Raw genomic sequence first — 15,863 nt, 5'->3', positions numbered from 1 at the left:
ACGGCGATTGATAGTCTGCGGTGGGTCGTTCGATGCCTGAGAAGTGGGGCCGTGGCGCGATGGTAGGGGGCGACGTCGTCATCACCGGCATCGGCGCCGTCACGCCGCTCGGCCTCGACCGGGAGAGCACCTGGCACGGCCTGCTGGCCGGCAAGTCCGGCGTCGGCGCGATCAGCGCGTTCGACGCCGGTGACCTGCCCACCCGCATCGCCGCCGAGGTGCGGGGCTTCGACCCGGCGGCGCACTTCACCCCGAAGCGGGCCCGCCGGATGGCGCGGTTCAGCCAGTTCGCGGTCGTCGCCGCGCGGGAGGCGGTCGCCGACGCGCGGCTGACCGTCGACCCCGAGCACGCCGACCGGGTGGGCGTGGTGGTCAACGCGGCAGTCGCCGGCTTCGACACCGTCGAGGCGGCCACCCGGGGGCTCCTCGCGCCCGTGCCGTCCGCGCCCAGCGCCCAGTTCGTGCCGTCCTCGCTGACCAACATGCCGGCCTGCGAGATAGCCATCGACCTGGGCGCGCACGGGCCCGTCAACGCCAGCGCCCTGGCCTGCGCCAGCGGCGCGTACGCGCTGCTCGACGCCCGCCGCCTGATTCTCGCTGGCGAGGCGGACGTGGTCGTCTGCGGCGGCACCGACGCGGCGATCACCCCGGCCATGTTCGCCGGTCTGGTGAGCATGGGCGCGATGTCCGAGCGCAACGCCGACCCGGCCGGCGCCAGCCGGCCGTTCGCCGCCGACCGCGACGGCTTCGTCTTCGGCGAGGGCGCGGTGGTGCTGGTCCTGGAATCGGCCGGACACGCCCGCCGCCGGGGCGCCACCCCCTACGCCACCCTCGCCGGTGGCGCGCTGACCAGCGACGCGTTCCACGTGAGCGCCCCCGCCCCGGGCGGCGTGCACGCCGCCGCCGCGATCCGGCAGGCCGTGGCCCGCTCCGGGCTGCGCCCCGACGACGTCGACTACATCTGCGCCCACGGCACCTCGACGAAGGCCAACGACCGCACGGAGACCGTGGCGATCCGCGCCGCGCTCGGCGACGCCGCCGACCGGGTGGCGGTCAGCGCGCCCAAGTCGATGCTCGGCCACCTGATCGGCGCGGCCGGGGCGCTCGGCGCGATGGTGTGCGCCATGGCGATCCGCGAGCAGGTCGTGCCGCCCACGATCAACCTGCACGAGCCCGACCCGGAGTGCGACCTGGACTACGTGCCGCACCAGGCCAGGGAGATGCCCGTGCGGGCCGCGCTCACCAACGCCTTCGGCTTCGGCGGGCAGAACTGCGTCGCCGTCTTCACCGCGCCACCGTCCCGAGGAGAGCCCAGATGACCGCCGAGTTCCGGTTGCGGCGAACCGACCACCCGACTTCCCCGCAGGCGCGGGAGGAGATCCTCGCCGACCCCGGGTTCGGCCGGCACTTCACCGACCACATGGTCACCGTGACGTGGACGCCCGACGCCGGCTGGCACGACCACCAGGTCACCGCGCTGGCCCCGTTCACCCTGCACCCCGGCGCGGCCGTCCTGCACTACGCGCAGGAGATCCTCGAAGGGCTCAAGGCGTTCCGCCGCGCCGACGGCAGCATCTGGCTGTTCCGGCCCGGCCTCAACGCGCGCCGGTTCGCCGCGTCCGCCGACCGGATGGTCCTGCCCGAGCTGGACGAGGAGACCTTCGTCGAGAGCGTCGCCGCGCTGGTCCGCGCCGACGAGGCGTGGGTGCCGCCGTACGGCGGGGAGCAGAGCCTCTACCTGCGCCCGTTCATGTTCGCCTCGGAGGCGTTCCTCGGGGTGCGGCCGGCGCAGCAGGTCACCTACTGCGTGATCGCCTGCCCGGCCGGGTCGTACTTCCCCAACGGGGTCACCGGCGTGACGCTGTGGATCTCCACGAAGTACAGCCGGGCGTCGATCGGCGGCACCGGGGCGGCCAAGTGCGGCGGCAACTACGCCGCGAGCCTCGCCCCGCAGCGCGAGGCGCTGGGGCACGGCTGCGAGCAGGTGCTCTACCTGGGCGGCGAGCAGCGCCGCGACATCGACGAGTCGGGCACCATGAACGTCTTCTTCGTGACCCGCGACCAGCAGCTCGTCACCCCGAGCCTCGGCACGATCCTCGACGGGGTGACCCGCGACAGCGTGCTGACGCTGGCCGCCGAGCACGGCCTCGACCCGGTGGAGCGGTCGATCGGCATGGACGAGATCCGCGACGGGCTCGCCGACGGCACGGTCACGGAGGCGTTCGCGGCCGGCACCGCCGCCGTGATCACCCCGATCATCGGGTTCAAGAGCGAGGAGTTCGCCGCCGAGGTCGGCGACGGCACCCCCGGCAAGTACACCCGCCAGTTCCGCACCCACCTGCTCGACATCCAGTACGGCCGGGCCGAGGACACCCACGGCTGGATGCACCGGGTCCTGTAGTGGGCACACCGATCGCGGTGGTCGGGATGGCCGTCCGCGCGCCGGGCGGCATCGCCGACCTCGACGCGTACTGGTCGGCCATCCTGCACGCCCGCGACCTCACCGGGGACCTGCCGGCCGACCGGCGCGACGCGTTCGGCGCGGCGTGGGACGGCATGGTCACCCGGGGCGGTTACCTCGACGCGGCGTTCGACTTCGACCCGAAGTTCTTCGGCATCGCGCCGAAGGAGGCCCGGGTGCTCGACCCGCAGCACCGGCTGCTGCTGGAGGTCGCCTGGGAGGCGTTCGAGCACGCGGCGATCCCCGTCGCCGCCGTCGCCGCGTCCACCGGCGTGTTCGTCGGCATCACCGGCCGGGACTACTGGCAGTGGCTCTCCGGCGACCCCAACTCCTACTGGACCATCGGCAACGGCCACGCCTTCGCCGCCGGCCGCGTCGCGTACACCCTGGGGTTGGGGGGTCCGGTGTTCGCGCTGGACACGGCGTGCTCGTCGTCGCTGGTGTCGGTGCACACCGCGTGCCGGGCGCTGGCCGCCGGTGACTGCGACGTGGCCCTCGCGGGCGGCGTCAACCTGGTCCTCGCCCCGGGCACCACCCGGGCGGTGGCGCAGACCGGCGCGCTGTCGCCGCAGGGCCGCTCCCGCCCGTTCGACGCCGACGCGAACGGGTTCGTCCGGGGCGAGGGCTGCGGCCTGCTGCTGCTCAAGCGGCTCGCCGACGCCCGCCGGGACCGCGACCGCGTCCTCGCCGTGATCGGCGGCACCGGCATCAACCACGACGGGCGCACGGCGACGTTCACGACGCCGAACGTGTCGGCGCAGGCGGGGCTCATCGACACCGTCCTCGCGGCGGCCGGCGTGTCCGCGCGGGACGTCGGCTACCACGAGGCGCACGGCACGGGCACCCCGCTGGGCGACCCCGCCGAGCTGGAGGCGGTCGTGTCCGCGCTCGGCCGCCGCGACGGCCGCCCGCTGTACGTGGGCTCGGTCAAGGGCAACCTCGGGCACACCGAGTCGGCCGCCGGGGTGCTCGGGCTGGTGAAGGCCGTGCTGTGCCTGCACCACCGCACGATCGCCCCGCAGGCCAACTACCGGGCGCTCAACCCGCGCGCCGACCTGTCGGGCACCGGCATCGAGATCCCGGGGTCAGCGGTGCCGTGGGACGACCGGCTGGGCCCCTGCGCGTCCACGAGCTCGTACGGGATGAGCGGCACCAACGCCTTCGCGGTGCTGTCCCCGGCACCGCCGCCCGAGCCGGCCGCCGCCGTGCCCGCCCCGCGCGGCTTCCCCGTGTCGGCCGCCACCCCGGGCGCGCTCGCCGAGCTCGCCGGCCGGTACGCGGCACACCTGGCCGCCCTGCCCGGGGCGGACTACCCGGCGTTCGCGTCGACCGCCACCGGCGGCCGTACCCGGCTCAAGCACGCGGTGTGGGTCGAGGCGGCGGACCCGGGCGGCGCGGCGACGGCGCTGGCGGCCCTGGCCGCAGGCGAGACCCACCCGGCCGTGCGGGCGCTCGGCGCGGACGAGCCGGTGCCGGTCCCGCCCGGCCGGGCGGTCGTCTCGCTGCCCGGCTACCCGTGGCAGCGCGGCACCTACCTCTCCGCGCCGGCCTGACCGCCCCAGCCGGCACCTCCGCCCGGCTCGGGCCCGGTCAGCCTCGCTCCGGCCTCGCCGGCCACGTGGCCGCCGCCGGTGGGCGGCTACGCCCCGGCCCGGGCGGCGAGCGTGGCCGCCCGGGCGGCCCGCGACGGCAGCGCGAAGTGCAGCGTGGCCAGGGCGACCAGCCGGCCACGGTGGTCCGTGGCCCGCGCGTCCACGACCGCCGAGCGGCTGGCGAGGCTGACCACCTCCGCGGCGACCCGCAGCACGCCGGGCTCGGCCGGCTCCAGGAAGCTGATGCTGCTGTTGGCCAGCGCCATCGCGGGCGTCGGCCCGACCAGCACGTTCACCGCGACGAAGCCGGCCAGGTCGATCGCCCAGAACATCGCCGGCCCGGACAGCGCCCCGTCGATGCGGCGTTCGAGCCCGTCGGGCCCGGCGGCGCAGACCACCCGGCCGCCGTCGACCGCCTCCACCCGGAGCCGGTCGGTGCCGGCCAGGATCTCGGCGAGCCACGCCCGCGCCTCGTCGATCGCCATCACCGGTTGCCAGGCCATGGCCACACTATAAGTCGTGGTCGATCTTTCCGGTCGTTCAGCGAGGCCGGGGTTGGGCAGCGGCCCGCGGTTTCTGTAACTATCCGTGGGGTGACGTTCACGGATGAGGTCGGCGTCCCGGGGGCGCCGGGATGACCGGTCGGCTGGGGGCCCTGCTGCGGCGGCACCGCGCGGCCGCCGGCCTGACCCAGGAGGAACTGGCCGACCTCGCGGGCGTCGCCGTGCGGACGGTGCGCAACCTGGAGCTCGGCCGCGTCGCCCGGCCGCAGCGTCGCACCGTGCAGGAACTGGCCGACCGGCTCCGCCTCTCCGAGCCGGACCGTTCCCGGCTGCTCACCGCCGCCCGTGGGGGCGGGTGGGACGACGGGGCGGGCTCCCTTCCCGGTGACCTGGCCGACTTCGCCGGCCGGGCCGGGGAACTGCGCCGGCTGGCCGGCGCGGCCGAGGCGGCCGGGCGGGCCGGGGTCAGCCGGGTCGTGGTCGTCAGCGGCGTGCCCGGGGTCGGCAAGTCCAGCCTGGTGGTGCACGCCGCCCACGAGCAGGCGCACCGCTTCCCGGGTGGGCCCCTGTTCGTGGACCTGCGGGGCATGGACGACGAGCCGACGACCCTGGCGCAGGCCCTCGACCAGTTGCTGACCGCCCTCGGGGTGACCGCCGCACCGCCCTCCACGGATGCCGGGCTGACCCTCTGGCGCACGCTCGCGGCCGACCGGCGCGGCCTGCTGGTGCTGGACGACGCGCGGGACGAGGCGCAGGTGCGGCCCCTGCTGCCGGGCGGACCGGGCTGGCTGGTGCTGGTGTCCAGCCGCAACGCGCTGGCCGGGCTGGTCGGGGCGGACCGGATGCCGCTGGGCGTGCTGTCCGACGCCGAGACGCGCGCCCTGCTCGCCGCGTCGGTGGGCGGCGGGCGGATCGCCGTCGACAGCCAGGCGGCGGCGGAACTGGGCCGGCTCTGCGGCGGGCTGCCGCTCGCCCTCCGGGCGGCCGTGAACCGGCTCGCGGTCCGGCCCGAGTGGAGCGCGCAGTGCTTCGTGGAGCGGCTCCGCGACGAGCGCCGCCGGCTCGACCTGCTGCGGGCCGGCGACATCCAGGTACGCGGCGCGTTCGAACGGTCGTACCGGCTGCTCGACCCGGCCGTCCGGCGCACGTTCCGGCTGCTGGGCGTGGCCCCGCTGGCGCAGTGCACCGCGCCGGTGGCCGCGGCGCTGTCCGGCGAGCCGGTGCCGGTCGCCGAGGACCGGCTCGACAGGCTGGTCGACGCGGGGCTGCTCGGTGTCGGCACCGCACCCGGCCGCTACGTCCTGCATCCGTTGCTGGCGCTCTTCGCCGCCGAGCGGCTCGCCGGTGACGAGGCCACCGGGGAGCGGGAGGCGGCCCGGTGCCGGCTGGCGGCCCACCTGCGCAGCCGGGGCGCGCCGGCCGAGGGGGCCGACCCCCTCAGCTGACCGGGTCGGCGCTGCCCGGTCGACGCCGCACCAGGCCGAGGGTGATCGCCTCGCGGGTCAGTTCGGCCTTGTTGCCGACGTCGAGCTTGGACCTGATCCGGGTGAGGTAGGTGTTCACCGTCGCCTCGGAGATGCCGAGCCGGCGGGCGGCCTGCGCGTGCGTCAGCCCCTGGGCGATCAGCGTCAGCGTCGCGGCCTCGCGGGGAGCGAGCGCGGGCCGGCCGGGCGGCCGGAGACGTGCCCGGTCGCGACCGAGGCCCGGCCCCGGCGCGCAGGCCGGGCCCCCGCCGGCCGGGCCCCGAGCGCCGCCGGCCGCCGGCCGCGCCGGGTCCGGGCCGGCCGCGCAGGCCCGGAGCCGGGCGGACAGCGTCGGGCACAGGTAGAACCCGCCGGCCGCCGCCACGTCGAGGGCGATTCCCAACTGGGTACGCTCGGTCGCGGTGCTCACCACCGACCGCGCGCCGGCCCGGATCGCGTCCAGCGTCGCGCCCTTTGCGGACTCCGGCACCATCACCAGCGTGGGGTGCCGGGCACAGGACCAGCGGAGCACCTGCTCCGACGGGTCGACCAGGACGACGACCGTCCCCGCCCCGGCGGCCACCTCGCTCACCGCGTCGACGGTGCGCAGGCTCCGCACCCGGTCGTTGCCGTCGATGAGCTGGCGCACCCCGCGCCGGGCCAGCGGCTCGGCCACCACCACACACACGTCGAACATCGCCCACCTCTCGGTGAGCAGTCAACTACGCTGCGGGTGGCGGGGCGAGGCAAGACGACCGGCAAGAACGCCCGTCACGCCGACAGGTAGCCGAGTTCCACCGCCCGCCGGGTCAGCTCCGCCTTGTTGGCGGCCCCGAGCTTGCGGCGCAGCCGCTTGGCGTACGTGTTGACGGTCTGCTCCGTGACGCCGAGGCGGTGGGCGACCTGCCGGTGGGTGAGGCCCTGCGCGATGCACCGCAGCGTCTCCACCTCCCGGGGGCCCAGCGACACCTCCGGCGCGCCCGGGGCCGCCCGCCCGCCGCCGTCGGTCCGGCCGCCGACCAGCGTCGCCACGCTCCGCGACAGGTACGACCCGCCGGTGAGCACCGCCGAGCGGGCCAGCTCCAGCTCGTCGACGCCGTCGCCGTCGCGCAGGACGGCCCGGGCCCCGGCGGCGAGCAACGCCAGCGGGTCGACCGTCGTGGCGCGGGGCAGCACGAGCAGCACCAGCCCGTCGGCGGTGAGCGCGGCCAGTTCCGGCCAGCGTTCGCCGCTCAGGCGGTCCCACCGGACGACGACCGGCGCGGGGCCGGCGTCGGGCGGATCGACGGTCGGCATCAGGTTGCTCCCGGGAAGGAGGGACGCCCGGACCCCGGCGGGTACCGAGCGCTACCGATGGTAGATGCCGGAGAAGTCCCCAAAATGACGGCTGTCCATGTCCCCCGCGCGCCGCGCACACTGTCCCCCCGTGGCGTCGACGTCGCCACCTCCCATTCCGGCCGTCCCGCCCGCGCCGTCCCGGCGTCGTCGCCTGCGCGGCCCGGTGCCGGCGTCCGACGCGGACCGGCGCGCGGTCGGCGTCGCCGTGGCGACAAGGGAGACGGATCACATGACTTCGAGGGAGCGCCCGATCGATCCGGCGGCACATCCGGGCCTGTGGCTGCGATGCTTCGGCGGGTTCCGGCTGGAGCTGGACGGCATCCCGGTCGGCTGGTCGGGCGTCCGGCCCCGGGTCCGGACGCTGATGCGCTACCTGGCGGCCGAGGCCGGCCGGCCCGTGCACCGGGAGCGGATCATGGCAGCGCTCTGGCCGGAGCTGCCGGAGCGGGCCGCCGTCAACAACCTGCACGTGAGCGTGTCGACCCTGCGCACCTTCCTGGAGCCCGGGGTGGCCCGGGGCGCGTCCCGGTTCGTCGTGCGGGACGGGGCCTCCTACCTGCTGGACCCCGGGCCGGGCGGCGGCAGCGACGTGCTGGCCTTCGAGGCGGCGCTGGCCGTCGCCCGGCGCGCGGGGCCGACCGGCGACGCCACGGCGGTCACCGGGGCGCTGCGCGGCGCACTCGACCACTACACCGGTGACCTGTTGCCGGAGGACGGGACCGCCGAATGGGTGGTCGCGGACCGGGAGCGGTACCGCGCGCGGGCGACGGAGGCGGCGGCGCTGCTCGCGCGGGTGGAACTGGACCAGGGGCGGGCGCGGGCGGCGGCGCTGGCCGCCCGGCGGGCGCTGGAGCTGGACGGCTACCACGACGACGGCTGGCGGCTGCTCGTGGCCGCGCAGCGCCGGGCCGGCGACGTGGCCGCGTCCCGGCGCAGCCAGCAGACGTACGAGCGGGTGCTCCGGTCGCTGGGCGTGCCCCGCCCGGCGGGCGTGCGGCCCGTGCACGTCACGGCCGCCTGAACACCTCCACCTCGGCCAGCGCCACCTCCCGTCCCCGCTGCGCGCCGTAGCTGGCGTCGATGGTCAACCGGAGCCGGGTCACCCCGCCGACGACGTGGTGGAAGGTCTGCGGCCCAGGCCGGTCGCTCAGGCGCAGCTGCCGGGTGCTGCTCGGGCCGTCCCCGGTCCACAGGGTCAGCGTCAGCTCGGCCGGCCGCGCCTGCCGCACGAAGACGTCCTGCTGCGGCGACGCCCCGGTGTGCACGATCAGGTCCATCAGCCGGATCGGCGGGTCGAAGGTCAGCTCCACGTACTGCCCGGTGGCGGGCCGGTCGGCGGCGGGCGCCCAGTACCGGTTGTTCAGGCCGTCCACCAGGGACCGGGCGGGATGCCCGCGCGCCTCGCTGGAGGCCACCACGGCGCTGGGCAGGACGGCCTCGGGCGTCGTCGTGCGGTCGCGGACCGCGTCGACGGCCCGGGGGCCGAACCGGACCGCCGCCCAGGCGGCCGCGGCGAGCAGGGCCAGGACGAGGAGCACCGCGAGCAGCCGGCGCAGCCCGCCCCGGCCGGGCCGCCGCCGGGGCCAGCGCAGGCGACGCCACCACGGCACGGCCGCCGCCGGGCCCGCCGGCGCGGCCAGCGGCCCGCCGCAGCGGCGGCAGAACGACCGGCCGGCCGGGTTGCCGGTGCCGCAGGCCGGGCAGACCAGGTCGTCGGGCGCGCCGGCGGCGTCCCCGGCGAAGTCGCGGACCACCGGCGCGGGGGCCACGGGCAGCCCGGGCCGCACCGCGCCGGGCTGGTCGGCGGCGGGCGGCGGCTCGGCGGGGGCCGCCGCGGGCACCGGGTCGGGCCGGTCGGGCCCGTCGTCGTCGACGGGACGCACCGGCACGACGAGCGCGGCGGCCCGCCGTGCGGCGGTGTCCTCGGCGGCGGTGACGGGCTCGGCGGCGGTGTCCGCGCCGGGCCCGGCGGTGTCCCCGGCCCCGCTCTCCCCGGCGTCCCGGGCCCCGGTGTCCCCGGCCCCGGTGTCCCGGGCGGCGTCGGTCGCGGCCCCGGTGTCCCGCGCCGCAGGCGCCCCGACGGCGGTGGCCGTGGCCGCCGGTGCGGGCGGCGGCACGGGGTCGTTCCAGGCGAGGAACGCGCCGCAGTTGCCGCAGAAACCGTCGCCGGGCGTCACCTCGGCGCCGCAGTTGTCGCAGGTCCTCATCGCGCCCCGCCCGTCGCCGCGCCGCCGTCGGGCGGCAGCACCTCCACCGTGTACGGCACGTGCGCCGGCCGGTTCGCCTCAATGACCGCCCGCAGCCGCGCCGCCAGGGCCGGGCCCGGCTCGGCGACGCGGATCCGCACCGTCAGGGCCGGCTCGGGGGAGCCGGGCAGCTCGCCGCCGGGGGTGGCCGACCAGGCGGTGCCGCCGCTCTCGACGATCTCCGCGGCGAGTCCCGTGGCGAGCCGCACCTCCTCGGCGAGCGCGGCGGCCGTGCCGCGTACGCGGTGCCGGGCGACCGCCCCGGCGACCACCCGCCGACGGTCGTCGCCGGCCCCGTCGGGCGGGCCACCGGCGGCGACCCAGCCGCCCAGCCAGTCCACGAAGTCGGGCGGGGCCAGCGCCGGGTCGAAGTACGCCCACAGGCTGTCCAGGGTGACCTGCACCGGCGCGATCACCTGGTCGTACGCGCCGGTCAGGCGCTGGGCCAGGTCGTCGGCGGCGTAGACGGCGGGCAGCCGCCGGCCCAGCGGATCGGGCGTGGCCAGCCCCTCGACGGCGGCGCGCATGCGTGCCCCCTCCTGCTCAGGCACCCGACCGGTGCTCGTCGACGCGGACCTGGTGCTGGTGGGAGAAGACGAGGGCGTGCCGGTCCAGCTCGATCCGGGTCACCTGCTCGCCCCGGCGGCCCGTCAGCGGGTCGGCGGGGAACATGCGTACCTCCTCGACGACCTCGACCCCCGGCAGCCGTTGCAGGACCCCGAAGACCTCGCCGGAGTGCACCTGCCGCCCGAACGGCCAGCCGGTCCCCTCCGGCCCGCCGTGCACGGGGTCGAGATAGCGGTAGAGGGTGGCCGTCGCCTCGGCCCGGAGCTGGGCGACGGCGGTGTCGGGGCGGGGGACGAGCCGGGCGACGACCGTGACGCCCTGGTAGAAGGGCGGCTCCACGACCAGCCGGGCCCCGATCGGGCGGCGGGCGTCCAGGTGCTCGGCGATGGTGGCGAGCATCCCGTCCGGGGGGACGAGGTCCTCGAAGTGGAGGCGGCCCTCCTCGTCGGCGACGGCCTCCGGCACCACCAGCAGGCGTACGCCGCCGGCCGCGCTGCCGTCACCGGCGGGCAGGCACCGGACCCGGGCGGCGGCCGGGCACGCCTGCCGGGCCAGCAGCTCGTAGTCGCGGGCGGTGACCGCCCGGTCCTGGGCCCGCAGCTGCACCGGCCCGCGCAGCCGGGCCTCCGCGACGGTCTCCCCGTCGACGCCGCCGGTGGCGGGGGCCCGGTTCTCCACCCGCGACACGTACGGCATCGAGCTGCGCAGCACGGCCAGGGCGCCCCGGGCGACGTTGCCGCCGTGCCCGCCCCCGGTGCGGTAGCGCCGCACCCGGATCCGGGAACCGGCCGTCGGCACGGCACCGTAGCGGCGCAGGGTGCCGTCGGGCTGCCGGACAGCCGGACCGAACAGGATCTCCCCGGCGGTGCGGTCGACGACGACGTGCCGGTCGCCCGGCCCGGAGCCGCCGAAGGTCTCCACCTCCGTCCACTCCAGCCACCCGGTGCCGTCGCTGCTCTCCACCACCAGCGGGTGCTCGTCGGGGACGATGGGCGGCCGGGCCACCGTCAGCCGCTGGCCGGGCACCCCCTCCGCCTCGCCGACCTGCTCGCCGAGGACCGTCTCGGCGTGCACGGCGCCGACCGTGCCGCCGATCGTGGCCGCCTCCACGGAACGCACCGTCGGCGACGCGGCGTAGAACGGCTGGCCGGGGCGGGCCGCCACCAGCCGGCACCGCAGCCAGCCGGCCCGCTGCCCGGCCACCACGGAGGTGACGTGGGCGGCGGGCACGTGCAGCACCACCTCGCCGGGCCGGTTCAGCCCGCCGGTGTCGTCGTGGTCGACGACGCACGGCGACCAGCCCTCACCCGTCCACGCCTCCCACACCAGCGGCGGCTGGCGCGGGTCGACGCCCACGCCCTCCACCCGGCTGTCCATCCGCAGCAGCACCGCGCAGGACGGCACGGCGGCCGAGAGGCCGACGAGCATGGCGTCGCCCACCGACGGGACGGCGGGGAAGCAGGACACGTCCCGGCCGTCGAGCAGTTCCTCCGTCCGGTCCGCCGGCGGGCCCTCGGCGGGGTGGCTGCGCAGCCGGGCCAGCTCGCAGGGCACCACCGCCAGGTCCGCTGCGGTGGTGAAGACGACGGCCTCGTCGGTCTGGGTGCGTTCGGTGCCGACCTCCGTGCCGGCGCGCAGCACCACCGGCTGCGTCTGCGGGCCCGACAGCCAGAACGTGACGTCGCCCCGGGCGGCGGTGGGCGGGAACGGCCGCACCCCGATCAGGTCGAGGAACGCCAGGTAGTTCTTCTCCGGCACCCGGTTGAGCCGGTAGAGCAACTGGTCGACCATGTGGGCGAACGTCTCGACGAGGGTCACCCCGGGGTCGGAGACGTTGTGGTCGCTCCACTCCGGGCAGCGCTGCTGGATGAAGCGTTTCGCCTCGTCGACGAGCTGCTGGAAGCGGCGGTCGTCCAGGTTGGGCGCGGGCAGCGGCATCAGGCGGTGCTTTCCTCGTGGTTGCTTCCCCCGCGCGAGAGGGCGCTCTCCTCGTGGGAGGGGATGACATAGAACGGGAAGACCAGGTTGCGTGGGTCGTTGGTGCCCCGGATCGAGTAGCGGACGTCGATGTAGAGCAGGCCGGCGTCCTCGGCGTCGAAGTTGATCACCACGTCGGTGACGTCGATGCGCGGCTCCCACCGGTCCAGCGCCCGGCGCACCTCGAAGGCGATCCGCCCGGCGGTGTTCTCGTCGGCCGGGGCGAAGACGTAGTCGTGCACCCCGCAGCCGAACTCCGGCCGCATCGGCCGCTCGCCCGGCGCGGTGCCGAGGATGAGCCCGATCGCCTCGACGATCTCCCGTTCCCGGTCCACCAGGGCGATCCCGCCGGTGGCGTCGGTGCGCAGCGGGAACGCCCAGCCCGCCCCGATGAACTGCTCGGCCACCGCCGCCTCACCCGCCGATCAGCACGGTCGTCGCCCCGGTGCTCACCACGGCCTTGCAGGTGGTGGCGTCGCCGCGCCGGGCCGCCTGGTGCCCGCCGATCAGCACCCGGCGCAGCGGCGGCGGCACCGCCGGCACGATCCGGTTGGTCAGCAGCAGCACGGCGTGCTGCGGCGGCTTCTCGCAGACGCAGACCGTGCCGACCACGGCGGCCGGCCTGCCGGCGATGAGCACGCTGGACACCCCGAGCAGCGGGGCGCCGGGCGTGCCCGGCGGCAGGGCCTGCCCGCCCGGCGGCCCGATGGTCCCCGTGGGCGGCCCCGGGGTGACCCCGGTGGCCAGGTGGCTGATCTTGTCACCGATGCGCGCGGCCGGCGGCATGAGCGTCCCTCCGGTCAGTTGAGCTTCACGAGTGGTGCCTGGATGTCGACCTGGGTGCCGCCGTCGATGCTCACCGACCGGCCCTTCAGGGTCAGCTCGCCCGCCCCGGCGTCGAGGGTGATGCCCCGCCCCTTCACCGTGACCTGCTGCCGGGCCTCGATCTCCACGCTGCCGTCGCTGTGCACCACCACGGCCGTACGCCGGTCGTCGAGGTGCACGGTCAGCCGGTCCCGGGCCGTGGTCAGCCGGATCCCGCGCGGGCCGGAGGGCAGCGCCGACTCCAGGAACTCGATCCGGTCCCCGCGACGCGAGGCCAGCGAGCGCCGGTTTATCCGCCCCGACGAGCCGTCCACCAGCGCGCCCTCGTGCACCGACGGCTTGTCCACCCCGTTGTAGAGCCCCCCGATGACGTACGGGCGGTCCAGCAGCCCCTGCTCGAAGCCCACGAGGACCTCGTCGTTGACCTCCGGGCAGAACACCCCGCCCCCGCCGACGCCGCCGAGCTGCACCGTACGCACCCAGTCCGTCTCGTAGTCCGGCGCGTCGGTCAGCCACGGGAAGCGCAGCCGCACCCAGCCCTGGCCGACGCGCTCGGGGTGCCGGCGGTCCACGTCGGCCTTGGTGTTGGTGACGATCGCGACGGCCAGCCCCGGGATCCGGGCCGCCCGCGCGGGGGCGGTGGCCCCCGTGGCCAGGCCCCACGTCGACCGGTCCTGCCGGCCGCTGACCGTCAGCCACGTCTCGTAGAGCTGGGCGGGGCCGAAGACGTGCCGGCTCGCCGTGATCGTGTACTTCCCCTCGAACGGGGCGCCCACCTGCTGCAACGACAGCGGCACCCCGGCCCGCAGCCGGGGGTTGCCCCGGATCCCCACCTCCAGCTCCGCGAAGGCCGCCGTCACGTCGGCCGCCACCGCCCCGGCCACCGCCCGCGTCTCGGCCGCCGTCCGGTAGGGCACGTCCGCCACGCAGAGCCGGGCGGTGCCGAACGGCTGGGCGACCTTCGCCGGGGTGGTGCCGATCTGCACCTCGTCGCTGGCGTCGGTGGCGACCTCCGTGCGCACCGGCCGCTTCGCCCGCACGTCCCAGCCGCGCACCGTCACCCCGGCCACCTGACCGACGGAGGTGACGGTGGAGCGCACCGACAGCAGGTTCTCGTTCATCTCCACCACGAACGGGCTCTGCTCGGCGGTGACCCCCGCCCCCGGCGCGGCGGCGGCCCGCACCGACCGGCGGAAGAAGAACCGGCCGTCGACCACCACCACCTCGGCGTCGTTGTCGACCGCGAGCATCTTGAGGAACTCCCAGTCGTCGACGTTCGGCTGGGTGACCGTCTCGTACACCGTGGGGGTGGGGTCGACCCGGCCCACCGGGATCCCGGCGGCGGCGGCGACCTCCCGGGCGATGTCGGAGGCCTTGCGGTTGACGAAGCTGCGCACCCGCTGCCCCCGCATCAGCCGGTGCGACAGGTCCAGGGCCCGGACGGTGGTGAAGGTGCCGACCCCGTCGTACTCCGACTCCAGCGTCACCACCTCCCCGGCGAACAGCGGCAGCGGGGCGGCGTCGCGGCCGGTGCGGACCCGGACGGTCAGGTCCGTGCCGATGGTCACCCCGTTGTCCCGCAGGAACCGGCTCTGCTGGTCGCGGAAGCGCAGGGTCGCGGTGGCGGCCAGGTTCGTGCTGTCCTCCACCACCGCCGACACCAGCCGGTCGGCCCAGGCCCGGGGCAGCGCGCCGGGCAGGCCCACCACCAGGTTGTTGGTGTGGTCACCGCTGGACATCGAAGCCCTCCCCGGTACGCAGTTCCTCCGGCGCGGGCAGCAGGAGCTGGCGGCCGGGGCGCAGCCGCACCGGGTCGTCGATGTCGTTGGCCTCCGCGATGACCCGCCACGCGGTCGGGTCGCCGTACTCGCGGTGGGCCAGCAGCTCCAGGGAGTCCCCGGCGACCAGCCGGTGCACCCGCCGGGCGGTGCGGCTGCCCGACGTCGGGTTCTGCCCCGGGGTGGAGCCGCTGACCTCGTTGAGCGTCAGCGAGCAGGTCGCCCGCAGCGGGGTGCCGTCCGGGTCGAACAGGCTGTAGGTGGCGTTGACCTGGCTGACGTACGAGTAGAACGACACCGTCTGGAACTGCCCCCAGGCGAACTTCACCCACGGCGGGGACGGCGCCTTCGCCGCGATGCTCGCCTTGGTCGGCACGCAGCAGGTGAGCAGGGCGTCGACCCGGTCCTGGACGGTGCGGGAGTGGGTGTCCGTGGCGTCGAGGAAGACCTCCAGGCTCAGCGTCCGGGGCCCGGAGCCGCTGAACTCGGCGACCCCGACGTCCGCCGCCCCCCGTACCACGTGCGGGATCCAGCTCGCCGACTTGGTCAGCGCGAGCTGCTGCGGGTTGAACATGAAGGTGATCGGCCCGCCGAGGGCCCCGCCCGGCTGGTTCCCGCCCGACGTGGGCGGCTGGTACCGCTGGAGGTGCGCCGCCACCTTCCCGGCCCGTGATCTCATCCGCCGACCTCCAGGAAGCCGTGGTACGCCAGCTCGATGCTCTCGCTGGCCACCTCCGAGCGGTTCGGGTCGAACGACGGCCCGGACCACCGCACCAGCACCACGTCGGCCAGGCCCCACTGCACCAGCATCGCCAGGTCGGGCCGGAGCGCCGCGATCTGCGCGGTGCCCCGGCGCACCCCGCTGGGCAGTTGCGCGAGATAGCTGGAGACCTTGGCGGTGTCCCGGGTCAGCGGGCGGGTCAGGGTGACGTTGGAGTAGCGCAGCCGCGACGGCAGCTGCCAGACGAACTCGTTGTTGCCGCCCTCCTGGTACTGCTCCAGCTCGACCTCGCAGCCGAGCCCGTCGCAGCCGCTCCAGTCGCCCAGGTCGATGCCGTCGATCTGGAGCCGGAAGTGGACGCTCGTCCCCGGGTCGTCACCGGCCATCGCCGT

Annotated in this window: 16 protein-coding genes; 5 read left to right on the top strand and 11 right to left on the bottom strand. The window is 76.3% G+C overall.

The window, feature by feature from the left end; all coding sequences use genetic code 11:
* Positions 1 to 32 precede the first annotated feature (32 nt).
* From fabF to O7633_RS17400, 3 genes are read left to right on the top strand one after another with little or no spacing between them, the layout of a single operon-like run.
* On the top strand, positions 33 to 1,319 hold the full coding sequence (fabF, locus tag O7633_RS17410) for a beta-ketoacyl-ACP synthase II (RefSeq protein ID WP_282323161.1): 1,287 nt from the start codon (positions 33 to 35) through the stop codon (positions 1,317 to 1,319).
* Positions 1,316 to 2,401, top strand: coding sequence for a branched-chain amino acid aminotransferase (locus O7633_RS17405; protein WP_282323160.1), 1,086 nt, complete (start codon positions 1,316 to 1,318; stop codon positions 2,399 to 2,401). The genes fabF and O7633_RS17405 overlap by 4 nt, the downstream gene beginning before the upstream one ends.
* Positions 2,401 to 4,014, top strand: coding sequence for a polyketide synthase (locus O7633_RS17400; RefSeq protein WP_282323159.1), 1,614 nt, complete (start codon positions 2,401 to 2,403; stop codon positions 4,012 to 4,014). The genes O7633_RS17405 and O7633_RS17400 overlap by 1 nt, the downstream gene beginning before the upstream one ends.
* 86 nt (positions 4,015 to 4,100) lie before the next feature.
* Here the strand turns inward: O7633_RS17400 and O7633_RS17395 are convergent, their stop codons facing one another.
* Positions 4,101 to 4,556 carry a PaaI family thioesterase gene (locus tag O7633_RS17395; RefSeq protein ID WP_074474883.1) on the bottom strand — a complete coding sequence of 152 codons (456 nt, stop codon included), beginning with the start codon at positions 4,554 to 4,556 and terminating at the stop codon, positions 4,101 to 4,103.
* 131 nt (positions 4,557 to 4,687) lie between these two features.
* Between O7633_RS17395 and O7633_RS17390 the strand changes: the two genes are divergently transcribed.
* A complete protein-coding gene (locus O7633_RS17390) occupies positions 4,688 to 6,001 on the top strand; it encodes a helix-turn-helix domain-containing protein (protein ID WP_282323158.1) in 1,314 nt (437 codons plus the stop codon).
* Here the strand turns inward: O7633_RS17390 and O7633_RS17385 are convergent.
* Together O7633_RS17385 and O7633_RS17380 are read right to left on the bottom strand one after the other, a co-directional pair.
* Positions 5,994 to 6,716 (bottom strand): response regulator transcription factor, encoded by a 723-nt coding sequence (locus tag O7633_RS17385; protein ID WP_282323157.1) that lies wholly within the window; start codon positions 6,714 to 6,716, stop codon positions 5,994 to 5,996. The genes O7633_RS17390 and O7633_RS17385 overlap by 8 nt on opposite strands.
* Before the next feature lie 74 nt (positions 6,717 to 6,790).
* Positions 6,791 to 7,315 (bottom strand): LuxR C-terminal-related transcriptional regulator, encoded by a 525-nt coding sequence (locus O7633_RS17380; RefSeq protein WP_278130023.1) that lies wholly within the window; start codon positions 7,313 to 7,315, stop codon positions 6,791 to 6,793.
* 271 nt (positions 7,316 to 7,586) lie between these two features.
* Between O7633_RS17380 and O7633_RS17375 the strand changes: the two genes are divergently transcribed.
* Positions 7,587 to 8,378, top strand: coding sequence for a BTAD domain-containing putative transcriptional regulator (locus O7633_RS17375; protein WP_282323156.1), 792 nt, complete (start codon positions 7,587 to 7,589; stop codon positions 8,376 to 8,378).
* On the opposite strand, the gene O7633_RS17370 is transcribed toward O7633_RS17375, so the two are convergent.
* Genes O7633_RS17370 through O7633_RS17335 form a run of 8 tightly spaced genes read right to left on the bottom strand, consistent with a single transcriptional unit; the run spans position 8,365 to position 15,857 of the window.
* The gene (locus O7633_RS17370; protein WP_282323155.1) at positions 8,365 to 9,564 is read right to left on the bottom strand and encodes a zinc ribbon domain-containing protein; all 1,200 of its coding nucleotides are present in this window, start codon (positions 9,562 to 9,564) and stop codon (positions 8,365 to 8,367) included. The two genes, O7633_RS17375 and O7633_RS17370, sit on opposite strands and share 14 nt — an antisense overlap.
* Entirely contained in the window at positions 9,561 to 10,154 is a 594-nt protein-coding gene (locus O7633_RS17365) for a phage tail protein (protein WP_282323154.1), read from the bottom strand. Before O7633_RS17365 ends, O7633_RS17370 begins: the two co-directional genes overlap by 4 nt.
* Positions 10,147 to 12,108, bottom strand: a complete 1,962-nt coding sequence (locus O7633_RS17360; RefSeq protein ID WP_282323153.1) for a putative baseplate assembly protein — start codon at positions 12,106 to 12,108, stop codon at positions 10,147 to 10,149. Before O7633_RS17360 ends, O7633_RS17365 begins: the two co-directional genes overlap by 8 nt.
* On the bottom strand, positions 12,108 to 12,554 hold the full coding sequence (locus tag O7633_RS17355; protein ID WP_282323152.1) for a GPW/gp25 family protein: 447 nt from the start codon (positions 12,552 to 12,554) through the stop codon (positions 12,108 to 12,110). The genes O7633_RS17360 and O7633_RS17355 overlap by 1 nt, the downstream gene beginning before the upstream one ends.
* Positions 12,555 to 12,561: 7 nt before the next feature.
* Positions 12,562 to 12,933, bottom strand: coding sequence for a PAAR domain-containing protein (locus tag O7633_RS17350; RefSeq protein ID WP_074474894.1), 372 nt, complete (start codon positions 12,931 to 12,933; stop codon positions 12,562 to 12,564).
* A 14-nt stretch (positions 12,934 to 12,947) separates the two neighbouring features.
* The gene (locus O7633_RS17345) at positions 12,948 to 14,711 is read right to left on the bottom strand and encodes a VgrG-related protein (protein WP_282323151.1); all 1,764 of its coding nucleotides are present in this window, start codon (positions 14,709 to 14,711) and stop codon (positions 12,948 to 12,950) included.
* The gene (locus tag O7633_RS17340; protein ID WP_074474896.1) at positions 14,698 to 15,429 is read right to left on the bottom strand and encodes a LysM peptidoglycan-binding domain-containing protein; all 732 of its coding nucleotides are present in this window, start codon (positions 15,427 to 15,429) and stop codon (positions 14,698 to 14,700) included. Before O7633_RS17340 ends, O7633_RS17345 begins: the two co-directional genes overlap by 14 nt.
* Positions 15,426 to 15,857, bottom strand: coding sequence for a phage tail protein (locus tag O7633_RS17335; RefSeq protein WP_043960744.1), 432 nt, complete (start codon positions 15,855 to 15,857; stop codon positions 15,426 to 15,428). The genes O7633_RS17340 and O7633_RS17335 overlap by 4 nt, the downstream gene beginning before the upstream one ends.
* Positions 15,858 to 15,863: the final 6 nt, after the last annotated feature.

The organism is Micromonospora sp. WMMD712 (assembly GCF_029581295.1).
In the GTDB taxonomy this organism is placed as follows: Bacteria; Actinomycetota; Actinomycetes; order Mycobacteriales; family Micromonosporaceae; genus Micromonospora; species Micromonospora carbonacea.
Note: the sequence above shows the minus strand (reverse complement) of the source record. Positions and strands in the feature narration are given on the sequence as shown.

What these genes read in the sequence shown, in the direction of transcription:
- O7633_RS17335 (WP_043960744.1), bottom strand. Translation starts at nt 15,857, where the DNA reads ATGGCCGGTGACGACCCGGGGACGAGCGTCCACTTCCGGCTCCAGATC.
- O7633_RS17385 (WP_282323157.1), bottom strand. Translation starts at nt 6,716, where the DNA reads ATGTTCGACGTGTGTGTGGTGGTGGCCGAGCCGCTGGCCCGGCGCGGG.
- fabF (WP_282323161.1), top strand. Translation starts at nt 33, where the DNA reads ATGCCTGAGAAGTGGGGCCGTGGCGCGATGGTAGGGGGCGACGTCGTC.
- O7633_RS17340 (WP_074474896.1), bottom strand. Translation starts at nt 15,429, where the DNA reads ATGAGATCACGGGCCGGGAAGGTGGCGGCGCACCTCCAGCGGTACCAG.
- O7633_RS17360 (WP_282323153.1), bottom strand. Translation starts at nt 12,108, where the DNA reads ATGCCGCTGCCCGCGCCCAACCTGGACGACCGCCGCTTCCAGCAGCTC.
- O7633_RS17405 (WP_282323160.1), top strand. Translation starts at nt 1,316, where the DNA reads ATGACCGCCGAGTTCCGGTTGCGGCGAACCGACCACCCGACTTCCCCG.
- O7633_RS17390 (WP_282323158.1), top strand. Translation starts at nt 4,688, where the DNA reads ATGACCGGTCGGCTGGGGGCCCTGCTGCGGCGGCACCGCGCGGCCGCC.
- O7633_RS17375 (WP_282323156.1), top strand. Translation starts at nt 7,587, where the DNA reads ATGACTTCGAGGGAGCGCCCGATCGATCCGGCGGCACATCCGGGCCTG.
- O7633_RS17345 (WP_282323151.1), bottom strand. Translation starts at nt 14,711, where the DNA reads ATGTCCAGCGGTGACCACACCAACAACCTGGTGGTGGGCCTGCCCGGC.
- O7633_RS17370 (WP_282323155.1), bottom strand. Translation starts at nt 9,564, where the DNA reads ATGAGGACCTGCGACAACTGCGGCGCCGAGGTGACGCCCGGCGACGGT.
- O7633_RS17350 (WP_074474894.1), bottom strand. Translation starts at nt 12,933, where the DNA reads ATGCCGCCGGCCGCGCGCATCGGTGACAAGATCAGCCACCTGGCCACC.
- O7633_RS17395 (WP_074474883.1), bottom strand. Translation starts at nt 4,556, where the DNA reads ATGGCCTGGCAACCGGTGATGGCGATCGACGAGGCGCGGGCGTGGCTC.
- O7633_RS17380 (WP_278130023.1), bottom strand. Translation starts at nt 7,315, where the DNA reads ATGCCGACCGTCGATCCGCCCGACGCCGGCCCCGCGCCGGTCGTCGTC.